22 protein-coding genes are annotated in these 21,238 nt (G+C 73.2%); 3 read left to right on the top strand and 19 right to left on the bottom strand.

The window, feature by feature from the left end; translation table 11 throughout:
* Positions 1–52: 52 nt before the first annotated feature.
* The 17 genes from ABZW32_RS34575 to ABZW32_RS34495 all read right to left on the bottom strand — a co-directional run bounded on the left by ABZW32_RS34575 (position 53) and on the right by ABZW32_RS34495 (position 16,756).
* Positions 53–217, bottom strand: coding sequence for a hypothetical protein (locus ABZW32_RS34575; protein WP_356223924.1), 165 nt, complete (start codon positions 215–217; stop codon positions 53–55).
* Positions 218–235: 18 nt separating this feature from the next.
* On the bottom strand, positions 236–898 hold the full coding sequence (locus ABZW32_RS34570) for a class F sortase (RefSeq protein ID WP_356223921.1): 663 nt from the start codon (positions 896–898) through the stop codon (positions 236–238).
* Positions 899–1,184: 286 nt separating this feature from the next.
* Complete coding sequence (locus ABZW32_RS34565) at positions 1,185–1,643, bottom strand: ATP-binding protein (RefSeq protein ID WP_356223918.1); 459 nt, start codon at positions 1,641–1,643, stop codon at positions 1,185–1,187.
* Positions 1,644–2,018: 375 nt separating this feature from the next.
* Complete coding sequence (locus ABZW32_RS34560; RefSeq protein WP_356223915.1) at positions 2,019–2,699, bottom strand: response regulator transcription factor; 681 nt, start codon at positions 2,697–2,699, stop codon at positions 2,019–2,021.
* A 140-nt stretch (positions 2,700–2,839) separates the two neighbouring features.
* Entirely contained in the window at positions 2,840–4,678 is a 1,839-nt protein-coding gene (locus tag ABZW32_RS34555; protein WP_356223912.1) for a hypothetical protein, read from the bottom strand.
* The gene (locus ABZW32_RS34550) at positions 4,675–5,223 is read right to left on the bottom strand and encodes a phage tail protein (protein ID WP_356223909.1); all 549 of its coding nucleotides are present in this window, start codon (positions 5,221–5,223) and stop codon (positions 4,675–4,677) included. The genes ABZW32_RS34555 and ABZW32_RS34550 overlap by 4 nt, the downstream gene beginning before the upstream one ends.
* The gene (locus ABZW32_RS34545) at positions 5,220–7,175 is read right to left on the bottom strand and encodes a putative baseplate assembly protein (protein ID WP_356223906.1); all 1,956 of its coding nucleotides are present in this window, start codon (positions 7,173–7,175) and stop codon (positions 5,220–5,222) included. Before ABZW32_RS34545 ends, ABZW32_RS34550 begins: the two co-directional genes overlap by 4 nt.
* A complete protein-coding gene (locus ABZW32_RS34540; RefSeq protein ID WP_356223904.1) occupies positions 7,175–7,639 on the bottom strand; it encodes a GPW/gp25 family protein in 465 nt (154 codons plus the stop codon). The genes ABZW32_RS34545 and ABZW32_RS34540 overlap by 1 nt, the downstream gene beginning before the upstream one ends.
* Positions 7,640–7,655: 16 nt before the next feature.
* Positions 7,656–9,560, bottom strand: a complete 1,905-nt coding sequence (locus tag ABZW32_RS34535) for a VgrG-related protein (protein ID WP_356223901.1) — start codon at positions 9,558–9,560, stop codon at positions 7,656–7,658.
* A complete protein-coding gene (locus ABZW32_RS34530) occupies positions 9,557–10,285 on the bottom strand; it encodes a hypothetical protein (RefSeq protein WP_356223898.1) in 729 nt (242 codons plus the stop codon). Before ABZW32_RS34530 ends, ABZW32_RS34535 begins: the two co-directional genes overlap by 4 nt.
* Positions 10,286–10,314: 29 nt before the next feature.
* The gene (locus ABZW32_RS34525) at positions 10,315–10,779 is read right to left on the bottom strand and encodes a phage tail protein (protein WP_356223895.1); all 465 of its coding nucleotides are present in this window, start codon (positions 10,777–10,779) and stop codon (positions 10,315–10,317) included.
* 28 nt (positions 10,780–10,807) lie between these two features.
* Positions 10,808–11,260, bottom strand: coding sequence for a phage tail protein (locus ABZW32_RS34520; RefSeq protein ID WP_356223893.1), 453 nt, complete (start codon positions 11,258–11,260; stop codon positions 10,808–10,810).
* 78 nt (positions 11,261–11,338) lie between these two features.
* Positions 11,339–14,137, bottom strand: coding sequence for a DUF4157 domain-containing protein (locus ABZW32_RS34515; RefSeq protein ID WP_356223890.1), 2,799 nt, complete (start codon positions 14,135–14,137; stop codon positions 11,339–11,341).
* A gap of 36 nt (positions 14,138–14,173) precedes the next feature.
* Entirely contained in the window at positions 14,174–14,329 is a 156-nt protein-coding gene (locus ABZW32_RS34510) for a DUF6760 family protein (protein WP_356223929.1), read from the bottom strand.
* On the bottom strand, positions 14,326–14,748 hold the full coding sequence (locus ABZW32_RS34505) for a hypothetical protein (protein WP_356223927.1): 423 nt from the start codon (positions 14,746–14,748) through the stop codon (positions 14,326–14,328). The genes ABZW32_RS34510 and ABZW32_RS34505 overlap by 4 nt, the downstream gene beginning before the upstream one ends.
* Positions 14,718–15,161 carry a phage tail protein gene (locus ABZW32_RS34500; RefSeq protein ID WP_356223887.1) on the bottom strand — a complete coding sequence of 148 codons (444 nt, stop codon included), beginning with the start codon at positions 15,159–15,161 and terminating at the stop codon, positions 14,718–14,720. The genes ABZW32_RS34505 and ABZW32_RS34500 overlap by 31 nt, the downstream gene beginning before the upstream one ends.
* A 74-nt stretch (positions 15,162–15,235) precedes the next feature.
* Positions 15,236–16,756: a phage tail sheath family protein gene (locus ABZW32_RS34495; protein ID WP_356223884.1), complete on the bottom strand. Its 1,521-nt coding sequence runs from the start codon at positions 16,754–16,756 to the stop codon at positions 15,236–15,238.
* Positions 16,757–16,972: 216 nt separating this feature from the next.
* Between ABZW32_RS34495 and ABZW32_RS34490 the strand changes: the two genes are divergently transcribed.
* The gene (locus ABZW32_RS34490; RefSeq protein ID WP_356223881.1) at positions 16,973–17,569 is read left to right on the top strand and encodes a Pvc16 family protein; all 597 of its coding nucleotides are present in this window, start codon (positions 16,973–16,975) and stop codon (positions 17,567–17,569) included.
* Between the two features lie 23 nt (positions 17,570–17,592).
* Positions 17,593–18,882: an ATP-binding protein gene (locus tag ABZW32_RS34485; protein WP_356223879.1), complete on the top strand. Its 1,290-nt coding sequence runs from the start codon at positions 17,593–17,595 to the stop codon at positions 18,880–18,882.
* A gap of 43 nt (positions 18,883–18,925) precedes the next feature.
* Here the strand turns inward: ABZW32_RS34485 and ABZW32_RS34480 are convergent, their stop codons facing one another.
* Positions 18,926–19,915 carry an LCP family protein gene (locus ABZW32_RS34480; protein WP_356223876.1) on the bottom strand — a complete coding sequence of 330 codons (990 nt, stop codon included), beginning with the start codon at positions 19,913–19,915 and terminating at the stop codon, positions 18,926–18,928.
* A gap of 124 nt (positions 19,916–20,039) precedes the next feature.
* On the bottom strand, positions 20,040–20,375 hold the full coding sequence (locus ABZW32_RS34475) for an STAS domain-containing protein (RefSeq protein ID WP_356223873.1): 336 nt from the start codon (positions 20,373–20,375) through the stop codon (positions 20,040–20,042).
* A 669-nt stretch (positions 20,376–21,044) separates the two neighbouring features.
* Between ABZW32_RS34475 and ABZW32_RS34470 the strand changes: the two genes are divergently transcribed.
* Positions 21,045–21,238, top strand: a 194-nt coding sequence (locus ABZW32_RS34470; RefSeq protein WP_356223871.1) for a hypothetical protein, incomplete at its 3' end; no start/stop codon positions are given.

The following is a 21,238-nucleotide window of genomic DNA, read 5'->3' as shown; positions in this document are numbered from 1 at the left end:
CGGCGCCGGGCCGCCCGTCCGCCGACCGCGGCGGACGGGTGCCGGGAACGGCTCACGGAAGGGTGTCCACGGTGACGTCACCGAACGGCAGCAGCGGTTCGGCCCAGGGGAACACGTACCGGAACAGGACGACGACCACCGAGCCCACAGCGACCGCGGCGGTCAGCACCCGCACCGGGAGCGGGCCCGGCAGGCGCCGCCACAACCACCCGTACACCTCGTGCTCCGCGGGCCGTCAGGACTTGCCGACGAGGTGGGCGAAGACCACGACGTTGGAATCCCAGTGACGGTCGTTGGTGAGGCTGCCGCCACAGGTGATCACCCGCAGTTCGGCCTTGCCCCCGGTGTCGCCGTAGACCTTCTGGGTGGGGAACTGGTCCTTGAGGAAGGTCTCCACCGAGTCGACGTCGAAGACCGCCGTGCTCTGGTCCTGGCGCTTGACGTCGATCTCGTCGCCCTTCTTGAGGTCGGGCAGCTTGTAGAAGACCGCTTCGGGGGTCGTCGGGGTGTCGAGGTGGCCCACGATGGTCGCGGGGCCGGCCTCTCCGGGTGTCGGGCCCCTGCGGTACCAGGCGGCGTCCGCGGGGGCGTCGAACGAGGGCTCTTCCATCTGGCCGTCCGGCTGCAGCCCGACCGAGGCCAGGTGGGCGTTGACCCCGATCGAGGGGATGACGATCCGGTCGGGCACGGACGCCGCCATCGGTGTGCCGGGCGCCGAGGACCGGGAGGCACCCGGGGAGGAGCCGGTGGAGTTGTCGCCGGCCGAACAGGCTGCCGCGGTCAGGGCGGTGAGCACCGCCGCCGTGGCCAGTGCGGCTATCCGGAACCGACGGCGCCGCCGACGGGGACCGGCTCCTTCGGGGGCCGGGGCCTTCGGGTATCCGTGGACGGGTGTCATGGCAGTGTCCTCACGACGTGCTGGTGGAGAGGGGGGCTCGCTTCGAATCATCGGCCTTGCGACGGGGTGTCCCGTCGCGGCGGCCGGGGCGGGACGGGCGGCGCGGACGCCCGGACCGTACGGGCCGCACCAGGGCCGGGACGGGGCCACGGGCCGGGCTGTTGAGGAAGAACGGCAGGTCAGAAGGGTGCGCCGGTGGTACGGGCGAGGGCATCGGCCGCATCACCGCGAGCCGGCCGACCCCCGTCGCCCTCCTGATCGGGTCGGCGGTTCGGAGGAGGGTCAATCATCCGCCGGATCCACCGACCGGCCCCCCCGGCCGGACCGCGTACTCGCGCGGGGCGGCCGGGAAGGTGACCGTCGCCGAGACGCTCTTGCCCCCGGCGTCGGGCGACGCCACGACGCACCAGCGGTCCGAGAGGTGGTCCACGAGGTGGATGCCGTAGCCGCCGTGTGCGCCGCGCTCGTCCTCCGGGGCGGGACGTGGCATGGCGGGCGAGGGGTCGAAGACGGAGATGGTGAAGCTCTGCTGCTCCGGGTGCCAGCACGAGGTGAGGCGCGTGGGGCCGGAGGTGTGCCGGCAGGCATTGGTGACGAGTTCACTGGCGACGAGGAGCGCGTCGTCGGCACGACGGCGCTCCGGGCAGTCCGTGGCGGGCAGCAGTCCCAGGTGCGCGAGCTGCCCCGCGAGCAGACGACGGGCCTGCTGCGCCGGACGGTCGCAGCTCTCCAGCACGACCAGCATCCTCGCATGGCGGAAACGGCGCGGCGTGCGGGCGCGACGGCCGCGCGGGTGGTGAAGACACATGATGTGCTCCGCGGGAAGGGGGAACAGGAGGAGGGACGGCCCGGCGGGCCGGTGCGGGGCCGCCGTCCGGCCGGAACCGTGTCGACGCGGCTACCGAGTGGCGGACCACAGGGCACGGCGGACCACGCAGCAGAGCAGCCGGAGCGCCGAGGGCGCGGCGAGTGCGGTGAGCGTGCTGAGTGAGTGCATGGCGGGGGCCGTCGGGTTTCTGCTGGGGTTCCGGGGTGGACCGGTGGCTGAGGACCGAGCCTAGGAGCCGCCGTGTTAACACGGGGCTGACGCGGTGTTGGCCCCGGGTGTGCGTACGGCCCGTCATGACGTCGGCGCGTGCAGCTTGATGCCCACCCCGCGGAAGCTGTGCAGGTACCGCGGGCGCGCCGCGCTCTCGCCCAGCCGTCGGCGCAGCAGACACAGGTGGACGTCGACGGTCCTGTTGGACGCGGTACCCGGACCGCCCCAGACCTCCCGCAGCAGTTCCCGCCTGCTGATCACATGACCCTCGCGCGAGGCGAGGTAGGACAGCAGTTGGAACTCCTTCGGACGCAGCCGCAGCGCGCGGTCGCCGATCCGCGCCACGTGGGCGCCCGGATCGACGACGAGGTCACCGACGCGGAGTACGGGCAGTTCCGTTCTGACCCGACTGCGCTTGGCGAGGGCGTCGAGCCGGGCGTCGAGGATGCCGAGCGAGATGGGCTTGCCGACACAGTCGGCGGCCCCCGACCGCAGCGCCGCCACCGCACGGCGTTCGTCGTTGACCGGGACCGCGGCGACGACGGGAGTGGAGGTCGCCTTCAGGACCCTGAGTACGTCGAGCCCGTCGACGTCGAGGAGGTCGAGATCGAGGAGCACCAGGTCGGGCTGCCGGCTGACGGCCGCCCGAAGTCCGTCCCGCCCGCCGCTCGCGGTGGTCACCCGGTACTTGAGGGTGCGCAGTCCCGTCTCCAGCCGTCCACGCAGTGATGGGTCGGACTCGATGATGAGTACATGGGTCATCCAGATCCCCTGCCTCCGACGAGGGCCCGTCGGGCCGTGGACACCTTTGTGCCCACGCTTCTCAGCCTCCCCCGTCCGGGCTGCCCGCGCGGTCGGCCGATCGGCCGGTCCACCGGGGGAGCGTGACTGCCCGCACGGCCCTACCAGGAGCCGAGCCCGCCGGTCTGCGTGAGGAGTTCGACCTCCGACAGCGCCCCTTCGCCCTCGGCTCCGCTGCCGTAGTAGGAGAGCACCTCGAGAACCACCGTGGTGACCTTGCCGTGGCTGTCCAGCTTCACCTGCTGGGGCTGCGGGATGTCGTGGAGGTCGACGGTCTGGCTCGTGCCGTTGGAGTAGGACACCTTCAGCTGTTTGACGCGTGCGTAGTTGCGGAACTGGTCCTCCGTGCCGTTGGCCACGATCGCGCTGTTGATGGGGACCGCTTCGGCCAGTTCCAGCGTCAGGGTGACCGGTTGGGCCTTGCGCGGCCAGGCCCAGTACGTCTTGGTGTTGCCCTCGGAGCTCTTGGAAGCGGGATGGTCCGGGGACTCCACGCTGCCGATCGTGCGGAGCGGCTGAACGGGGGTCAGCTGAGGGTGGACGAACTTGTCCACCCGGTTCTGGACCGACGTGATCCGGGCCCAGACCGCCTCCCGGAAGGGCGGGTGCACACCGTAGATGACGGCGATGGTCAGCGCCGTGATCCCGCCGACCATGCGCAGGGTCCCGGCCATGGAACTCAGCGTCGGAATCTTCCGCTTGTCCTTGACCCCTTCCTGGCCCGGCCGCGCGCCCGCCTCCAGCACCTCGCCGTGCCGGCGGGGGACGAACTTCTTCCACCAGGGCGGGCGGACGACCCGCTCCTGCGAGAGCTCCGTGCCACAGCGGTTGCAGAACGACCGGTGCGGCTCGTTCCCCTGACCGCACGAGGGGCACAGCAGGTCACCGACCTCGTGGTGGCGCGGGGGGAGGCGCTGCCTGCTCACGACGGGACGCTGCTCCCGCTGCGGCGCCATCTCCGACGGCTCCTCGCGGTTCGCCGCCGGGGGTGCGAGGGCGTCGTCGTCTTCTTCGTCTTCCTCGTCGTCCCCGGCGTTCTTGGCGTTCGTGGCGGGGGCCGGGGTCTTCGTCAGCCAGTCGGTCGTCTTGCTGTCCTCGACGGCGGCGAGCGCCTTCTTCAGCCAGTCGTCGTCCTCGCCGTCCTCTTCGCCGTCGTCCTCGCCGTCTTCCTCGTCGGCGAGGATCTTCTTGAGCCAGTCGTCCCCTTCCTCGTCCTCCCCGTCCTCCCCGTCCTCCTCGTCGTCCCCGGCGGTATCGGGGGTCTTCGTCCTTCCCCCTGCCGTTTTGGTGTCCTCGACGGCGGCGAGTGCCTTTTTCAGCCAGTCGTCGTCCTCGCCGTCCTCTTCGCCGTCGTCTTCGCCGTCTTCCTCGTCGGCGAGGATCTTCTTGAGCCAGTCGTCCCCTTCCTCGTCCTTGTCGGCAGCGCCCGCACCGCCGCCGGCTCCCGACGAGGGTGGCGGCGGCGGTGGTGGTGGTGGCGGCGGAGGCGGCGGAGGTGGCGGAGGCGGCGCCTGGCGGCCGGGCATTCCGGGAGGGCCGCCGGGGCGGCCGGGCATCCCCGGGGGTCCGCCCAGTCCCGGTGGCATTCCGGGAAGGCCGCCGGGGCGGCCCGGCATCCCCGGCGGACCGCCCGGCCCGGCGGGCGGAGCCCCGGGAAGGCCGGGCGGACGGCCCATCCCGCCCGGCGCGCCCGGTGCTCCGGCCGGCCCCGTCCGGCCCGGCAGCGCGTCCGCCTTGCCCACGTCGGAGTACAGCATCCTGGCACGGTCCATCAGACCGGGACGGGTGCTGGCCTTCGCCTCGGCTTCGAGCTCCCGGCGCTCCTCCGCGGCGATGTCGAGTTCGACCTTCTGCCCGGTCCATTCGAGGAAACTCCCGCAGGAACCGCAGAAGGCGTCGGTCGCGTCGTTGTGGAACCCGCACTTGCGGCAGACGATCACCCCGCCCGGACCTCCACGGCGTGCGGTATGTGGGCCGGCTTGGCAGCGGCGACGAACCGTTCGACCACCGCGTGGTCCACGGCCGCCTCGGGGGTGATCCGGACCGTCAGCACGGGGTGTTCGCCCGAGGCCGTTCCCACCGAGTCGGCCGGTCTGGACGGAGCGGTGCGCACGGTCACCGAGGTGCCGTCCTCGACCTCCACCCGTCCGCCGAACGCGAGCTCCAGGTGGTCGCGGAGGCCGCCCGCGGTGCCCCGCCGCCGGTAGAGGTCGCCCGCGGCGGCCAGCAGCAGCCGCCGGCGGTCCGGGCCGAGGTGGCCGCCGAACCCGACGCCCAGCCAGCCCGCCAGCCACGGCAGGAAGTCGTCCGGTGCCAGGGCGGGGTCCAGATAGTGTTCCAGGCAGTCGAGCGTGGAGATAACGGGGGCCAGGACGTCGTCCAGCCCGGCGGTGAACCGCTGGGCGAACTCGTCCTCCTGGTACACCGCCGGCAGCAGCCCGCCGATCGGGTAGGGAGAGGCCAGCCCCTCGACGCCGCCCCTCACCGGGTCTCCTCCACCTTGATGTGGTGCTCGTAGGAGAACACCAGGCTGGAGGGGTCCAGTTCCAGCCGTTCGGTCGGCTCGCCCCGGGCCCCCGTCACCGGATTCGCGCTGTACAGCTTGATCTCCTCGACCAGGTCCACCCCCGCCACGGCGTGCAGCCGCGCGTACAGGTCGCCCGTCTGAACCGGGCGCCCGAAGGGCCAGCCCGTGCCTTCCGGGCCGCCCTCGATCGGGTCCAGGAATCCGTACAGCGCCGCCGAAACGTCGTCGTGGACCTGGCCGGTGTCCGCGCCCCGGCGGGCCCGGACCCGGGCGATCACCGTCACCGCCCGGTACAGGGGCGGCTCGATGGACACCCGCGTTCCCAGCAGCCTGCGGGGTTCGAGGTACGCCGCTATCCGCTCCAGCACCGGCTCCGGCGGCACCAGGTGTTCGAAGCGGACCCGCGTGCCGCCTGGCGGAGCCGGTACGACGAGCAGCCTCACCGACCCGGCCGGCACACCGGAGGAACCCGCGGGCAGGCACCGTACCCGTGCCACCTCCGGCGCGGCCTGCCGGGCCAGCACCTCGAAGTCCTCGGCCGTCACGGCCCGGTCGCGGGTCCGCAGCAGCATCGGCGCCCTCTCCCGCAGGTCCGCCAGGCTCTCGCCGTCCATTCCGCCGACCGACGGCTCCAGATTGCCGACGTCCGTGACGAAGGGCACGGCCGAGGTGAGCGTCTCGATCGCACCGGCGGCGACGTTGCCGCGCCGGCCGCCACCGGTCGCGTACGAACGCATCACCACCTGCGCATCCCGCACGGGGACCGCGCCGTGCTGCCGGGTCGAGCCGTCCGGCTCGCGCAGCATCGGGCCGAAGCAGACCGTGCCCGTGGTCGGGTCCAGGACGTAGTGCCGGTCCCCGGGCCCGCTGTCGGCGAAGTGCTCCACCCGCTCCCAGCGCTCCCAGCCGTCCTCGCCGCTGGTCTCCAGGACCGGCTCCGACACGTTGAACAGCACCGGGGCGCGGGACAGCGCCAGCCGCTGGCCGGGAGTGCCCTCGGTCTGGCCCAGGACGTCGTCCTCGATCACCTCGGCGTGCACGGCGGGCACCGTGGCCCCCACCACCCCCGCGCTCAGGGCCGTGATCATCGGCGAGGAGCTGTACCCCGGCACGCCCTCACCGGCGCTGACCACGACCGCCCGTATCCAGCCCGCGCTGCGGCTCTCCAGCACACTGGCCTCGTGCCGGTCCGGCAGCTGGAGCACCACCCGGCCCGGCCGGTTCAGGCCGCCCGTGGTGTCCTCGTGGACGGGACACTCCCGCCAGCCGACACCGTCCCAGGCCTCCCACACCAGCGGGGGGCGGTCGGGGTCGACGCCGATGCCCTGGACGGTGCACTCGAAGTCCAGTCGGACCAGACACCGCGGGGCGGGCTCGCTCAGCCCCAGCAGCAGCGCGTCGCCGGATGCGGGCCTGCCCTCGCCGAAGGCCTCGAAGTCGATGTCGAGCCGCAGGTGCTCCTCGCGGGGGACGAGGGCGCCCCGCGCGGATTCCAGGGTCAGCAGGTGCTCCAGCCGGGCGGCCGGGAGCGCGACCTCGCGCACGGTGGAGAAGACGACCGGCTCCAGGCCGTCGCCCGACCGGGTCGCGACGCTCGTCGCGGCGGGCAGCACCATCGGGGTCGAGGCGGGCGCCGACAGCCAGAACGTCACCGCCGCACGGGCGGCGGTCGGCGCCGTCAGCCCGAAGCCCAGCATCCGCAGGAACGTCAGGTACAGCCGGTCGGGCACCTGGTTGACCCGGTACAGGAGCTGGTCGGTCATGAAGGCGAACGTCTCGATCAGCGTGACGCCGGGATCCGAGACGTTGTGGTCGGTCCACTCCGGGCAGCGGCGCATGACCATGCGCTTCGCGTCGTCGACGAGGTCCTGGAACCGCCGGTCGTCGAGGTGGGGGATCGGCACGGACATCAGTAGTCGCCTTCCTCGGGGATGACATAGAAGGGAAAGACCAGGTTCCGCCGGTCGTTCGTGGTCTTCACCGTGTACTGCACGTCGATGTAGAGCAGCGACGGCCGGTCGGGATCGCCGTTCACCTCCACGGCGTGCACCTCGATGCGCGGTTCCCACGCCAGCAGGGCGTCGCGCACGGCCGTGGACAGTTCGGCACGGGTGCGTCCGCCGGTGTCGCCGAAGACGAAGTCCCGCAGCCGGCAGCCGAAGTGGGGCCGCATCGGCCGCTCTCCCGGGTACGTGGCGAGGATCAGGTGGATCGCCTGCTCGATCTCGTGCCGGCCCCGGGCGAGGGCGATCCGGCCCTGGGCGTCCGTCCGCAGGGGGAAGGCCCAGCCCGCGCCGACGAAATCGGTGACCGGTCGGCGGAGTCCGCCGGGCCCGGCCGGCGGGTTGTCGGCGGGGGAGGAGGGGAGTGCCATGACGGGGGTGCGCCTTTCAGTTCAGCTTGATCGGGTTGCCGCTGACCTTCACGACGGTGCCCGAGATGGTGAGTTCCCCCCGACTGGTCAGGGAGAGCTTGCGGCCGGCGTTCACCGACACCTCGCCCCCCTCGACGGCCACCTTCCCCTTGGCGCCGGACACGACCTTCACCGTGCCGCCCGCACCCGCGTCCACGGTGACGTCGCCGCCGTCGCAGCGGATGGTCAGCTTCCGGGCGCCGTCGCGGCCCGACGGCGAGGCGTCGCAGCTCAACGTCACCGTGCGGGAGGTCTCGTCGATGACCAGCGCCAGGTTCCCCCGCGCGTTGCCCAGGGAGACCTGGGAGGGGGTCTTGCCGCCGCCCGTGCCGTCGGTGAACACCAGCTTGTTGCCCAGGTCGGAGACGAACCCCCGGCGCACCACCCGGGCGGTCTTCCCGCTCGCCTGGACCGCCGGGCCTCCCAGCCCGTTCGCCACGTAATCGCTGCCCGCGTTGAGCAGGGAGCCCAGCACCACGGGGCGCCCCGCGTCGCCGAGCTCGAACCCGACCAGGACCTCGTCGCCCACGTCGGGCAGGAAGAGCGCCCCGCCGCGGGCGCCGGCGCCGAACTGCGCCACCCGCGCCCAGTGGGACTCGTAGTCCTCGGCCAGCCACGGCAGGTGCAGCCGTACGCGTCCCAGCCGCGCCGGATCGTTGATGTCGCTGACCACGGCGCAGACCACCCCCTCCAGGGCGGCGGAACCGTCCGACGGGCCACCGGCGGCCAGGCCGTACAGGGAGCGGTCCTCGCTCCCGCCGACGGTGAACCGGGTCCGGTAGCCCTCGTGTTCGCCGAAGACGTGGTGGGCCTGGGAGACCCTCCACTTGCCGGCGAAGGCTTCCGGTACGCCGTCCACCTCGACCTCGGTCCCGGCCTGCACCCGGGGATGGCCCATCAGCCACCCCTCCGCCTCGCCCCGCGTGCCGGCGAGCCGCGAGGCCAGCCCGCGCGCCAGCCGGGACACCTCCTGCGCCGCGGCCGCGCCCGCCCCGGGCGCGCAGGTGACCACGTCCACCCGGTCCGGCCGCGAGGCGCGGCGCCGGTTGGCCGGGGTCAGCGGCCGGTCGAAGTCGCGGGGCACCGGGGCACCGGTCGGCCCGTCGCGGGAGTCGCGCACGGGCGAGACCGCCGAGACGGGACGCCCGCTGTGCGCGTCCCAGGCGCGCACCTCGACCTCGCGGGCCGGACCCGAGGCGGTGAGCCGGGGCCGGAACGAGAGCAGGTTCTCGCCGAAGGTCAGGGTCACCGCGCGGGCACGGACTCCGGCCGCGGAGGGCACTGCCGGGCCGTCCGTGGGGCGGAAGTAGAACTTGCCCTCCCGCACGCCGGTTTCCCAGCCCAGCGCGCGGGCGCGCCGGCGCAGGAACGCCCAGTCGCTCTCGGCGACCTGCGACACGTGCTCGTGCACGGTCCCGGCCGCCCGCACGTCGCCGATGTCCAGCCCGGCGTCCTCCGCCACCTGCCGGGCGATCTGGCCGTCGGTGCGGTTCAGGAAGGTACGGGTGGAACGTCCCCGGTGGAGCCGGTGGCTCGCGTCGTACCCGCGGATGACCGTCTCCACCGTCATGTTCTGGCAGACGGCCTCCACCGAGGTGATCTCCCCGCTGAGCAGCTCGGTACCGGCGTCCTCGCCGGTGGTCGCGGCCGCCAGGATCTGCACCCGGCAGCCGGCCCGGAGGCCCCGCTCGTCCGCGGCGGTGGTGCCCAGCGGGTCCGGCTCGTGGAAGGTGATCTCGAACATGTCGGGCAGGTGGAGGTGGGTGTCCACCACGACCCGGGTCACCCGCTCGGCCAGGGCCGGGGGAAGGTCGGCCGGCCGGCCGGACCCGGCCCGGATCTGTGGCAGGACCCGGTGCGGGCTCGACGGCTGCCCGCTCACCGGCCCTCCTCCGCGTCGAGTTCATCGGGGTGCGGCAGGTAGACGACCTGTCCGGGGCGTACCCGCAGCGGGTCCTCGATGCCGTTGGCGCGGGCGATCTCGCGCCAGGCGTGCGGGCTGCCGTAGCCGTCCAGGGCGACGGCCTGGAGGTTCTCGCCCTCGGTCAGGGTGTGGGTGCCCCGGCCCGGCAGGCCGCCGGACGTCGGGTTGGTGGGCAGGGTGCCCAGGAGGCTCGGCTGCTCGCTCATCGACAGGGTGACCTTGGCGCGCACCGGTATCGCGTTGGCGTTGAAGCGGACGTACCGGATGGTGGCGGAGGTGAGCATCACCGAGTAGCAGAAGCCGAGTTCCGGCGGTCCCCACAGGAACGTCAGGCTGGGCAGCCGGTTGGTGAACTGCCACTTGCCCCCCGACTTCACGGTGATCATGCCGCCGACCATCTGGCCCAGCCGGCCCGATCCGGGCGACATCCAGTTGAGCAGCTGGTCGCAGAGCGCCTTGGTGTGCATCCCCCGGATGGTGATGTCGCTGAGGGAGATCCTCGCGGGCTCGGCGCGCTTGAAGACCGTGCCCATGCTGCCCTTGGAGGAGCCGATCTCGGTCGCCCGGACGTCCCGGGAGAAGCTGATCGACTCGGGGTTCAGCTGGAAGGGTACGGTCCCGATCATCGGCGGTTCGGTGCACGTGAGCACGGCGGGACCGTACGTGTTGCCGTACACGGTCATGGTCTGCTGCCCTTCTCGGAAGCGGCTCGTTACAGGAAGCCCTGGTGGATGAGTTCGAGGGTCTCCGTGGCGACGTTGGTGTTGGTGGCGTCCATGTCGGGGCCCTTCCACGACTTGGGGTAGACGCTGCGCAGGGTCCACTCGAACACCGGTTTGCTCAGCTTGTTCGAGGTGTCCATCAGCTTGATGGTGGCGGTGGTGCCGCGGTCGCGGTCGTCGTCGCTGTTCACCCACTCCCGCTGCATGCGGCGCAACCAGTCGTGCACGGTCTTCGTGCCGTCCGGGGTGATGGCGCGGACCAGGGTGATGGTGGGGTACGTGATCCTGGTGGGCAGGACCCAGGACTCGTCGTAGCACCCGCCGACGGCGAGGGACTCGTTCTCGAAGGTGACGGCCAGTCCGCGGCAGCTGGCCCAGCCCCCCAGCTCGAAGTCGCCGACGGCGACGTGGAAGCGGGAGTTCAGCGCCATCTTGGCGTCATGCGTCATGGTCATGGGCGGCACCTCGTGCCGGGGGTCCCGGTCACGGCTTGTTCTCGTCGCTGAGGAAGCCGTTGTGCATCAGTTCGAGGGTCTCCAGGGCCACCTTGCTGGTACCGGCCTCGAAGCCGACGATGGACCACTTCATCGGCACGATCGACTTGAAGTCCCAGCTGATGACCGGCTTGTTCGACGGGTCCAGCAGGGTCACCGACCCCGTGTTGGGCTGCCGGGAGAAGGAGGCCTTGGACAGCCACGCCTGGACCTTGGGCGAGTCCGAGCACGCGGCCCGGGTGAGCTTCAGGGGCGGGTACTCGGTGAAACCCGGGTAGTACCAGCGTTCGTTGCCGCCGTCACCGGCCCGGTAGTCGGCCATCTTCCAGTTGACCTCCAGGCCCTGGCACTGGTGCCAGCTGCCCAGGTCCACGTTCCCGTCGTCGAGGACGACCTGGAACCGGTTGGCGAGAGCGAGTGTGGTGTTGTCGGAGAACGGCATGGGCCTTCCTTATCGGCTCACAGGGGTGTCGGACGGGGTGGAGGGGCTGGGGCTGGGACGGGGGCGGGGGCCAGGCGGTCAGGGGAAGCCCTGCCGTTGCTGTCCGGCCATCAGGTCGTGACGCAGGTCGTCCACCAGCAGCGGGTAGAGCCGCCCCGACAGCACCCGCAGGGAAGCCTCGTCCCACTGGTCGGCCAGCAGGGCGGGCGTGAGGGAGAGGGGGACCGCGGCGGGCGCCGTCGAGGCCCGCTTCACGGACGGGGTCCGGTCGGCCGGGTCGGTGGTTCCGGCCACCGGCGCCACGGGCCAGGCGGTGTCCTCCTCCTCCAGCAGGTCGCGTTCGGCGGCCGTTGCCCGCTCCCGGCTCACGCCCAGCGCCCGTGCCCGCCACAGGTCCCGGCTCCGGGCGGTCTCCTCGGCGTTGCGGGCGTAGAAGGGCCGCATCGCGTCGCCGACGAGGGAGGAGGCGGCCTGTGCGAACACCTCCGCGTAGTCCAGGGGACGTTCGGCTTCCTTCACCTCCTTCTTCGGTTCGGCGGCCGGGGACTTCACGGGAACGGGTACGGGGGCGGGGACGGCGGATCCGTACCCGCCCCTCCGGGGGGCGGCCGCTGCCGGACCCGGGGCCGGAGCGGGGCCGGGAGCGCCGGGCGGAGCGGATCCGGCCGTGGGTCCGGCGGCGGGCGGGGCCGCCGCGGCGGCCACCGGAGCCTCGCCGGTGGTCTTGGTGGTGGCCTTGGTGGTGCTGCCGGGCGGCAGCAGACCGTCGTTCTCCAGGAGCTCGACGATCTTGCCGTAGAGGGAAGCGACCGCGGCGGCGTCGGCCGGGCCCGCCGGGCCCGGCCGGGAGCCCGCCACGGGCGCGGGGCGGGGCCGGGCTCCGTCCCCGCCCGTATCGCCCGTCCGGCCCGTCCCGCCCGTACCGCTCTTCTGGGATTCCGCATCCTCCTCGTCGTCCAGGTGGTCCAGATGGCTGCGGTCGGAGCCGTGGGGCCCGCCCGTCGCCACCCGCCGCCAGGAGTCCCGGCTCTCCTTCTGTTCCTCGGCACTGCGCGAGTAGAAGGGCCGCATCGCGTCGCTCGCGAGGGAGGACGCGGACTGCGCGAAGAGCTCCGCCCAGTCCAGGGGACGCTTCGCGGCTTCCTCCCCCGATTCCTTCTCCTCCTCCAGACCGGCCTTGCGGAGCCTCAGTTCGAGCATCGCGCGCTCGTTCCTGTCCAGCTCGGACACCGATGAAAGGCGCTTGGAGATGCCCAGTTCGGTGCGCAGCTCGTTCATTTCCTCGAAGAACTTCTGGGTGATCTCGTCCGCCGAGGCGCGCTGGACACCCCCGGTGACCATGCCGCCGTCGGGGGTCCAGGAGACCGACTGCGCGGGTGCGGACGCGTCCGGGGTGTGATCGCAGGGCGCCGGTGCGGGCTCCGGGGCGGGTTCGGGAGCGGGAGCGGCGGGGTCACCGCGGAAGTACTGCTCGGCGGCCACGGCCTGGCGTTCCATCTCCAGCCCGGCGGAGGTGTTCTCCGCCGGCAGGGAGGGCCCGTGCCGGCGCTGCTGGACGGCGTGGGTCAGCTCGTGGGCGAGCAGCCCCCGGACCTTTCGGTCCTCCATCCCGCCCGCTTCCTTGGGCAGGAAGACCGCGCCCCTCTCGGTGAACGCACGCGCCGACATGCCGGAAGCGCGCGCGGAGGCGTTCCGGTCCCGGTGCACGGGCACGGCGGAGACGTCCACCCCGTACAGGAGGGCGAACGCCGAGGCCATGTCACGCGGTACGACCGTGCCCGCGGTGGGCGCCTCGTACGGCGGGGCCGGTCCCTGGGGGCGCCCGCCCTCCCCGGCCGTGTCCCGTTCGCCGGACCGGTGGGCCGAGGGGTGCTCCAGGGGAGGCCGCAGGCCCAGCGGACGCGTGGCGGTCCGGGCCGTCGGCGCGGGCGGCCCGGCGGGCCGCTCGGCGGGGACCGGGTCCCGGTGGCCGGCCGCGGGGGGCTGCGGATCCGGCTGCTGATCCGGCTGTGGATCCGGCCGCGGGCCGGGGTCCGTTGCCGGAGGCTCGGCGGTGGTGGTGCCCGGCGCTTCCGGGACCGGTTCACGGTGTCCGCCGCCGGGGGACACGGGGCCCGGGACGGGCTCGGTACCGGGATCCCGCTGAACGGAGTTGGCGGCGGCCTGCCTGCGGCTTTCGGCGAGGGAGGGCCTGGGGCGCGGCGGGTGGCCGAGACCGGCCGCCGCGCCGGGACCCGTGACGGCGGGGGCCGCCTGCCCCGGTGCGGACGGCGCGGACGGTGCACCGGTCGCGGAGGGGGGAGTGAGGCCGCCGAGGGCACCGCCGAAGAGGGCGGCGACCTGGTCCGGTGACATGCCCGGGACGATCCCCCGCATCCACGGCGGCGACTCCTCGACGGGAGCCGCCGGCCGGGGCTCGCCGACGTAGGCGCCCTCGGCCCGCACCAGCGTGTCGGGTGCCGGCGCCGGGCCGGTGGGGCGGGCCCGGCGCCGGGCCGGCGGGGGCAGCGCGGAGGCCTCCCCCAGGGGCGGCTCGGGGAAGGGCCGGTGGGTGGCCGGACGGGGCCGGGCGACGGCGATCCCGCTGACCGTGCCGGTCGGCCGCCGGTCCGCCGCGGGCAGCAGGGAGGGCGCCGTGCGGGCCAGTCCGCCCCGGCCGGCGGTCACCAGCGGGGTGGTGGTGATCGTGGCGGCGGGCAGCGGCGCGGCCGTCGTACGCAGGGGCCGGGCGCGGGCCCAGGCGCCGTCCGCGACGGGTGTGTCGGGTGCGTGGGGCGCTCGGGGTGCGTCGGCCGGTGCGGGCGGCGCGGCCGGGGCCGTCTCGGACGTACCGTCCGGCCGGGCAGGATGCCGTTTGCGGCGCAGGGGCCAGATCATGGTGGGTACCTCTCCCGTGGCGGCCGACCGGCCGGGTCAGTCGTCCGCGAGCTTGTGGTGGATCCGGCCGATCTCCGCGATGACGTTCTGACGGACGGGGTGTTCGAGGTCGAGGATCGATTCGAACGGCCAGTGCAGGTAGTACGCCACGTACGCGACCTCTTCCCAGAGGCGGTCGGCCGCGTACGTCAGGATTCCCCCGGGGCATCACCGGCCACGTCGACCGTGAACTCGTGGCCGCAGGAGGGGCAGCCGACCTCGGTCGCGGTGTGCCCGTCCTGGTTGACGCGCCGGTACAGGTCCTGGAGGAACGCCAGGTCGGAGGCGAACAGGCCCTCGATGACGTACCCGCCGACCTCGGGCAGCGTGCCCAGGCCGACGACGGTCCGTTCCAGCAGCAGCACCGTCAGGTAGGCCGGATTGGCCCTGACCCGGGCGTCGGCCTGCGGCGCGATCTCGTCGCGCGCCGTCGCCAGGCGCATCACCCCCTCGCGGTGCACGACGCCCGAGGAGTCCACGTAGCCGCGCGGGAGGACGAAGGGGTACTCGGTGGACAGCGCCGCGACGGAGCCCGCGCCGCTCACGGGGCCACCCGCTGGATGCGCTCGCAGACCAGGGTCACGGTCTCCATGAGGACCTCGCTCGCACCGGCCTTGAGCGCCCCCACCTCCAGCTTCGCGGGCCACGCGGCGAACAGGTAGTAACGGGCCACCGGGACGCCGTCGAAGCTGTACATGACCAGCGAGCAGCTCTTGCGGGCGACGTTGATCTCCCCGGAGAGCACGCTCTGGTGCCAGGCCCACAGCTCCAGACCGCTGCTCTTGCCCCGCTTGAGGACCACGGTCGGCGGCTTCGCCTTGCCGGGCAGCTTCTTGAAGATGACTTCCTTGTCGCTGGACGACAGGTAGTCGACCGCCTCGACCTCGGTGGTGATGCCGGACAGCTCGGAGAACGAGGCGATCTCGTAGCCGTCGATGGTGATGGAGAACCGTGCGGCGGTCAACGCGTCGTGGTTGACGGACATCCGCGGCTCCTTTCCTGGATGACGTGGGGGAGGTGCCCGCGGCCCGGAGCCCGGGACCGGTGCGTGCGTACGGGCTATTCGTCGAGGGAGGCGCCGTCGGCGAACTGCGAGATGCGGAAGACGATGAACTCGGCGGGCTTGACGACCGATACGCCGATCTCGACGGTGAGGATGCCCTGCTCGCGGGATTCGGCGGGGTTGTTCTCCTCGTCGCACTTCACGTAGAAGGCGTCCTCCGGAGTCCGGCCGAAGAGCGCGCCGTCCCGCCACACCCCGCGCAGGAACATCGTGATCGTCCGCTTGACGGAGTCCCACAGCTTCGGGTCGTTGGGCTCGAACACCACCCAGCTCGTGCCCGAGAGGATCGACTTCTCCACGAAGTTGAACAGCCGCCGCACGTTGAGGTAGCGCCACTCGGGGTCGCTGCTCAGCGTCCGCGCGCCCCAGACGCGGATCCCCTGACCGGGGAAGGCGCGGATGCAGTTGATCCCGAGCGGATTGAGCAGGTCGTGCTCGTTGCGGGTGATCGACAGCTCCAGGGAGAGTGCACCGCGCACCACCTCGTTGGCGGGGGCCTTGTGGACCCCGCGGGAATCGTCGCTGCGGGCCCACAGCCCGGCGACGTGGCCGCTCGGCGGCATCGGGGCCGGCTTGCCGGTCCGGGGGTCCAGCACGCTGATCCAGGGCCAGTACAGCGCCGCGTACTTGGAGTCGTAGCCGGTCTCCTCGACCCGCCAGTTCTGGACCTCCTGCGCGTTCAGGCCCGGCGGGGTGTCGAGCACCGCCACCCGGTCGCCCATCAGCTCGCAGTGCGCGATCACCGCCAGCTGGACGGCCTTGACCCCCTCGCGGTCGAGCAGACCCCTGCTCAGGCAGGCCATCAGGTCCGGCACGGCCACCATGGTGACCTCGTCGATCGCCTCCAGACCGGCGATGCCGGAGCGCTCCGCGGAGGAACCCAGGAACACCTGGGGGTTGAGCCGGGCCGGACCCGAGCGGGCGTCGGCACCGCCGGCGAGGGGGCTCGCCCCGGCCGCGGGCCGTACGGTCTCCAGCTGCTGCACCGCGACCAGACGGGACTCGCGCCGCACCACCTCGGCGGCGGCCCTCGGTCCCTTTCCCGCGGTGAGGCCCTCGAACGTCTCCGCGACCTGGCCGTCACGCTTGACCACCAGGCCGAAGGACTCCCCCTCACCCGTGATCACCTCGACGCTGAGGGCGTTGCCCCGGGCGCCGGGGGCGAGGGCGCGCACGCCGAGCACGCCACGGCGTCCGTCGGGCCCGCCCGCGAGCACCGCGCTGGCCGTACCGGCCTCCACGTCCTCGGCCCGGGGGGTCTCCAGACGGACCACGTAGGCGCTGCCCCCGCCGTTGAGGAAGTATCCGTACAGGCTGCGCGGCAGGTGGGTGTCCTCGGTGAACTCGCCGAACGTGGTGACGAACTGGGTCCAGTTCGTCACCAGGACCGCCTCGTTGACCGGGCCCTTCTCCGTGAAACCGACGAACGCGCACACGGCGGTTCCGACGCCTTCGATGGGCTTCGAGCCCGAGGACACCTCTTCGACATACACGCCAGGGGAGAGGTAGCTGGGCATGGGACCTCCGGTCCGGGACTGGTGCGGGCACTGTTGTCCGTGATGCTGCCAACCGGAAGCGGGTCGGCGGGAGCGACGATCGGACGTTTGGAGGGACCGTGTTTCCGGCCTGATCGGACGCCCCGTCGGGCCGGTGCCGGACCGAGGGGGCACCCGGCGGCGGGCTCCCGCCGCGAGCGCCGCGGCGGGCGGCCCGGGGCGTGCATACTTCCCGGCATGCTGCACGCCATCTCGGCCGCTCTGACGGCCCATCTGGAGACCGCGCCGGCCGGCGGCCGCCGCACCGTGACGGCCGAGGCGCCCCCACCGTCCGTCACGGCCGCCCCCGGGGGCGCCGAGGGCGGACGCGGCCTCGGCGCGCACCTCTTCCACGTGGCGGCCCTCGACCAGGGCAGGCCCGGCGACGCCGCCGAGGTGCGCGACGAGCGGGGCCGGGTCGTCGGCCGCAGGCCACCCGTACGCCGCTACCGGACCCGGTGGCTGCTGTGGGCCTGGGCGCCCACCGCCCCGGAGCGGCTGGCGCTGCTGGACGAGGCGCTGGTGCTCCTGTCGGCCGGGCTGGTGCTCCCCGGGGAGGTGGTCGGGCCGGAGCTCGCCGCGGGCGGCCCGGTGCAGCTGGAGGCGGCGCCCCCCGGAACCACGGTGAGCGAGCTGAACGCGGTGTTCACGAGCCTGGGGGTCCCGGCCCGCCCGGCCCTGGAGGCCGTGGTCACCGCCGGACTGGTCATGCCGGTCGAACCCGTCGCAGGTCCGCCGGCCGACGTGAGGGTCGTGGCGCGCCCCCGCGCGCTGCGCCCGCCCGCCGCGCACTGACCGGCTCGGCCATACTCGACGGTATGCACGAAACGACGCAGAACCGGCGGGGGGCCGCGGACGCAAGGACGCGCGACCGGACCCACGGCGGGGACGACCTGCTGCGGGACCACGACCGGGACGCGATCACCCGTCTGCTCGTCGAGCACCAGTGGCTGGCCCTGCACCGTCAGGCGGCACTTCGCACGGTCCTCGTGCTCGCCGCGAGCGCGGAGTTCCTGCTGTTCCCCCCGCGCGTGAACGGGGGCGCGACCGGCGTCCTCGTGGCCCTGTACGTCCTCTACGCCGTCGTCATGCTCGTCCACGCCTGGCGCAAGGGTCCCTTCCCCCGCGTGGCGTGGGCGGTGGTGCTCGTCGACCTTCCGGTGCTGGCCCTGCTGCTCACCGTGTCCGGAACCTACAGCGATCCCGGCTGGGCCAATCCGTTCACCTCGGACTGGCTGTTGCTGGGCGTGGTCCTCTCCGCCTTCCAGCTCCGTCCCGTCGTGACGGCCGCGACCGGGGCCGCGGCCACCGCCTTCTACTGCATCGCCTCCACCGTGGGCCACGCACACGCCGCGCCCGACCTCCACTTCACCATCGGGCACACTCTGTCGCTCGGCCTGGTCAGCCTCGCCGCGGTGTTCCTGTCACGGATCCAGCAGTCGCGGGTCCGGCAGATCGCCGAGCTCGCCCACCGCCGTACCGCCATGCTCGCCGCGAGCGTCGCCATCGCGGAACGGGAACGCAGGGAGCTGGCCGAGTCCCTGCACGACGGGCCGCTCCAGAGCGTTCTGGCGGCCCGGCTCGACGTGGACGAAGCCACCGAGGCGGCACCGCACGAGGCCCTGGAACGAGCGGACGAGGCCCTGCGGGACGCCGCTCGCCAACTGCGCTCCTCGGTCACCGAGCTGCACCCCTTCGTCCTGGAGCGGGGCGGGCTGCGGAAGGCGTTGGGGGAGCTGACCGACCGGGCGGGCCGGCGCGGGAAGTTCACCACCGAGGTGATCTGCACCGCGCCCACCGCCGGCTACGAAGCGGACCGACTGCTCTACAACTGTGCCCGCGAGTTCCTTTCCAACGCCGTCAAGCACGCCGACGCCGGGCACGTGGTGGTCACCTTCGAGGTGGCGGGCGCCCAGGCGCGGCTCTCGGTCGCCGACGACGGGGTCGGGCTGGCGCACTCGGTACTGAAGGACCGCGTGGCCCAGGGCCACATCGGGATCGCCTCGCAGCGGCTGCGGCTCCAGGAGGTGGGCGGGAACCTCACGGTCCGCTCGAACGCCCCGACCGGCACCGTCGTCTGCGTCCGTCTCCCGCTCCAGGGCGCCTGAGGGGCCCTGTCACGCCCGGGGCGCCGTGGCCGCGAGGCGCCGGTCAGGGCGTGACCAGGGAGCCCGCCGTCCCCTTGTCGCCCATGGAACGCTCGGTGGCGGACCGGGGCACCGGCTGGTCGTCGCGGAGCGCCTCCCACACCTGCCGGCTCTCGGTGGCCAGGGGCACGACCCTGTTGGGATCCTGGGCGTCCGGGCCGACCGGGAGGGTGAGTGCCTGGAGCCCCGAGGAGGCGAGGCCCTTCAGGGTCGACGCCAGACGCACCAGCGCGGCCGGGTTGCCGAGTGCGCTGTCCGTCGTCATCGACTTGGTGGCGGTGTCGGCGAGGGTGAGCAGCCGGGTGGGGCTGCGCAGCAGTCCGCTGCCGCTGACCTGGGTCAGCAGCGCCTTGACGAAGGCCTGTTGGAGCTGGATGCGGCCGAGGTCACCGCCGTCCCCGACGCTCTTGCGGGTGCGCACCAGGCCGAGCGACTGGGTGCCGTTCAGCGTGTGGGTGCCGGCGGTGAGGTCGAGCCCGCTGGCAGCGTCCTTGATGGGCTTGGTCGTGGTGAGCGTGACTCCGCCGAGCGTGTCGATGATCTTCTTGAAGCCGGTGAAGTCCAGCTCGACGTAGTGGTCCATGCGCAGGCCGGAGAGGCGCTCGACCGTGCTCACGGCACAGGCGGGACCACCCACGGAGTAGGACGCGTTGAACATCTGGCGCGCGCCGCCGCGGTCGGTGGTGCCCGAGGGGGTGGTGCAGGCGGGGCGTGTGACGAGGGTGTCGCGGGGAATGGACACCAGGGCGGCCTTCTGACGGCCCCGGTAGACGTGCAGGACCATGGCCGTGTCGGAGCGCGCGGGTTCGCCGCTGCGGGAGGCGCCGTCACCGGCCCGACTGTCCGAGCCGAGGAGGAGGATGTTCATCGCCCCGTCGGCGGCGGCGGGCGGGCGGTCGCCGCCGAGGGCGGAATCGATGTCGACGCTCTGCATGTTGCTGCTGAGCCGGAAGGCGATGGCTGCCGCTCCGGCCCCGCCCACCAGGACGAGCATGACGGTGGTCCACGCGATGATCCTCAGCCTGCCGCGTCGCCGGGCCCGGTGCCGTCGCCGCCCTCCGGCAGCGTGACGGCGCCGGACCGGTTCACCGTGTCGTCCCACGGGCGCGCGCTCCCCGTCAGGCCGGGAGGCGGCCCGGCAGGGCCACCGGATCGGCCCCGGCCGATCCGCCGGTGAAGCGCGCCCGGTCGGCGGCGAGACGGCGCAGCTCCTCGGAGACACCGGTCAGGAGCACGCGCACACCGGCCGGATGCAGGCGCCGGCGCAGGGCGACCAGGGCGTTCAGCCCGGCGGCGTCGCACGAGCACAGGCCCGAGACGTCCACCCGCAGCTCCCGCTGCCCCAGGCCGGTCTGGTCCGCGCCGACCCCCGCCAGCAGTCCGGCCGTGGCCGCGTTCAGGTGTCCCGTGAGGCACATGTCCGCCCCGGGGGTACCGGCCCCGGTGATGCTCACGCCCAGGGTGCCCCGGCAAGCCCGTACGGCATCCGCGGCGCCGACCGGTACCACGGCGCCCGGCTCCGTCGGGTGCCCGCCCCTCACCGGAGGTCCTTCCGGTCCCGGAGCCCCGTCCTCGGGGTGCCGGTACGGCGACCCCGCCCCGGCGTCCGTCGCGATGGAGCGGGACTGCCCGTCGCGGGGCGCCCGCGTTCGGGGGCGAGGGCACGGCAGTGCGGGGCGCCGAGGCGCACGGTGACTCCTTCGTGGTGGGGACGGCAGGGTGACGTGCCAGTACAGCCGACCGTCGTGAACGCGGCCAGGCCCACCGGGGCAGGAGGGCGGGCAGCGGACCGGCCGTGCCGGGGGACCCGGCACGTGTGCCCGTCCCTCCGCGCTGGAAGGCCGCCGGCCGGTTTCCCCTGCCCGGGAAACCGGCGGGCGGCCCTGGAACGAGTCTGTCCGCTCCCGGGGCGGTCGGGACCTCGCGGATGGGACGAACGGCCGGTGGAAGTCCGGCCCCCCGATCGGCTGCCCGAGCGGCCCGGTGGGAGGGTGCGCAGGGGGTGGGTGCCGGACGCGCGGGATTTTGAGACAGCCGAGCTGTTCCGCTAACCCACCGTTAGGGCAGCGACGGTGAGACTGGTGGTGCCTCTTCGGGAAGAAGCCGTTTCGTAAGGAGCTTTCATGTCCGAGCCAGTCTGTGTCCACATCAAGGCGTTGGACCCCCTTTCCCAAGCCGGGTTGCTCGCCTCCCTCCGGCACCGCTCCGAACTGCGCATGGTCGAGGAGAGCGTGGTCGACCACCGGACGGTCGGTCTGCTGGCCGTGGAGCGCGTCGATGCCGCGGCGCTCCAGTTGTTGCGCACGATGCGTGCGTC

This window comes from Streptomyces sp. NPDC004667 (assembly GCF_040609475.1).
GTDB lineage: Bacteria > Actinomycetota > Actinomycetes > Streptomycetales > Streptomycetaceae > Streptomyces.
Note: the sequence above shows the minus strand (reverse complement) of the source record. Positions and strands in the feature narration are given on the sequence as shown.

Excerpts from the sequence above, each read along its gene's own strand:
- ABZW32_RS34570 (WP_356223921.1), bottom strand. The coding sequence starts at position 898 with ATGACACCCGTCCACGGATACCCGAAGGCCCCGGCCCCCGAAGGAGCC.
- ABZW32_RS34565 (WP_356223918.1), bottom strand. The coding sequence starts at position 1,643 with ATGCTGGTCGTGCTGGAGAGCTGCGACCGTCCGGCGCAGCAGGCCCGT.
- ABZW32_RS34560 (WP_356223915.1), bottom strand. The coding sequence starts at position 2,699 with ATGACCCATGTACTCATCATCGAGTCCGACCCATCACTGCGTGGACGG.
- ABZW32_RS34545 (WP_356223906.1), bottom strand. The coding sequence starts at position 7,175 with ATGTCCGTGCCGATCCCCCACCTCGACGACCGGCGGTTCCAGGACCTC.
- ABZW32_RS34540 (WP_356223904.1), bottom strand. The coding sequence starts at position 7,639 with ATGGCACTCCCCTCCTCCCCCGCCGACAACCCGCCGGCCGGGCCCGGC.
- ABZW32_RS34530 (WP_356223898.1), bottom strand. The coding sequence starts at position 10,285 with ATGACCGTGTACGGCAACACGTACGGTCCCGCCGTGCTCACGTGCACC.
- ABZW32_RS34525 (WP_356223895.1), bottom strand. The coding sequence starts at position 10,779 with ATGACCATGACGCATGACGCCAAGATGGCGCTGAACTCCCGCTTCCAC.
- ABZW32_RS34520 (WP_356223893.1), bottom strand. The coding sequence starts at position 11,260 with ATGCCGTTCTCCGACAACACCACACTCGCTCTCGCCAACCGGTTCCAG.
- ABZW32_RS34515 (WP_356223890.1), bottom strand. The coding sequence starts at position 14,137 with ATGATCTGGCCCCTGCGCCGCAAACGGCATCCTGCCCGGCCGGACGGT.
- ABZW32_RS34500 (WP_356223887.1), bottom strand. The coding sequence starts at position 15,161 with ATGTCCGTCAACCACGACGCGTTGACCGCCGCACGGTTCTCCATCACC.
- ABZW32_RS34495 (WP_356223884.1), bottom strand. The coding sequence starts at position 16,756 with ATGCCCAGCTACCTCTCCCCTGGCGTGTATGTCGAAGAGGTGTCCTCG.
- ABZW32_RS34490 (WP_356223881.1), top strand. The coding sequence starts at position 16,973 with ATGCTGCACGCCATCTCGGCCGCTCTGACGGCCCATCTGGAGACCGCG.
- ABZW32_RS34485 (WP_356223879.1), top strand. The coding sequence starts at position 17,593 with ATGCACGAAACGACGCAGAACCGGCGGGGGGCCGCGGACGCAAGGACG.
- ABZW32_RS34480 (WP_356223876.1), bottom strand. The coding sequence starts at position 19,915 with ATGCTCGTCCTGGTGGGCGGGGCCGGAGCGGCAGCCATCGCCTTCCGG.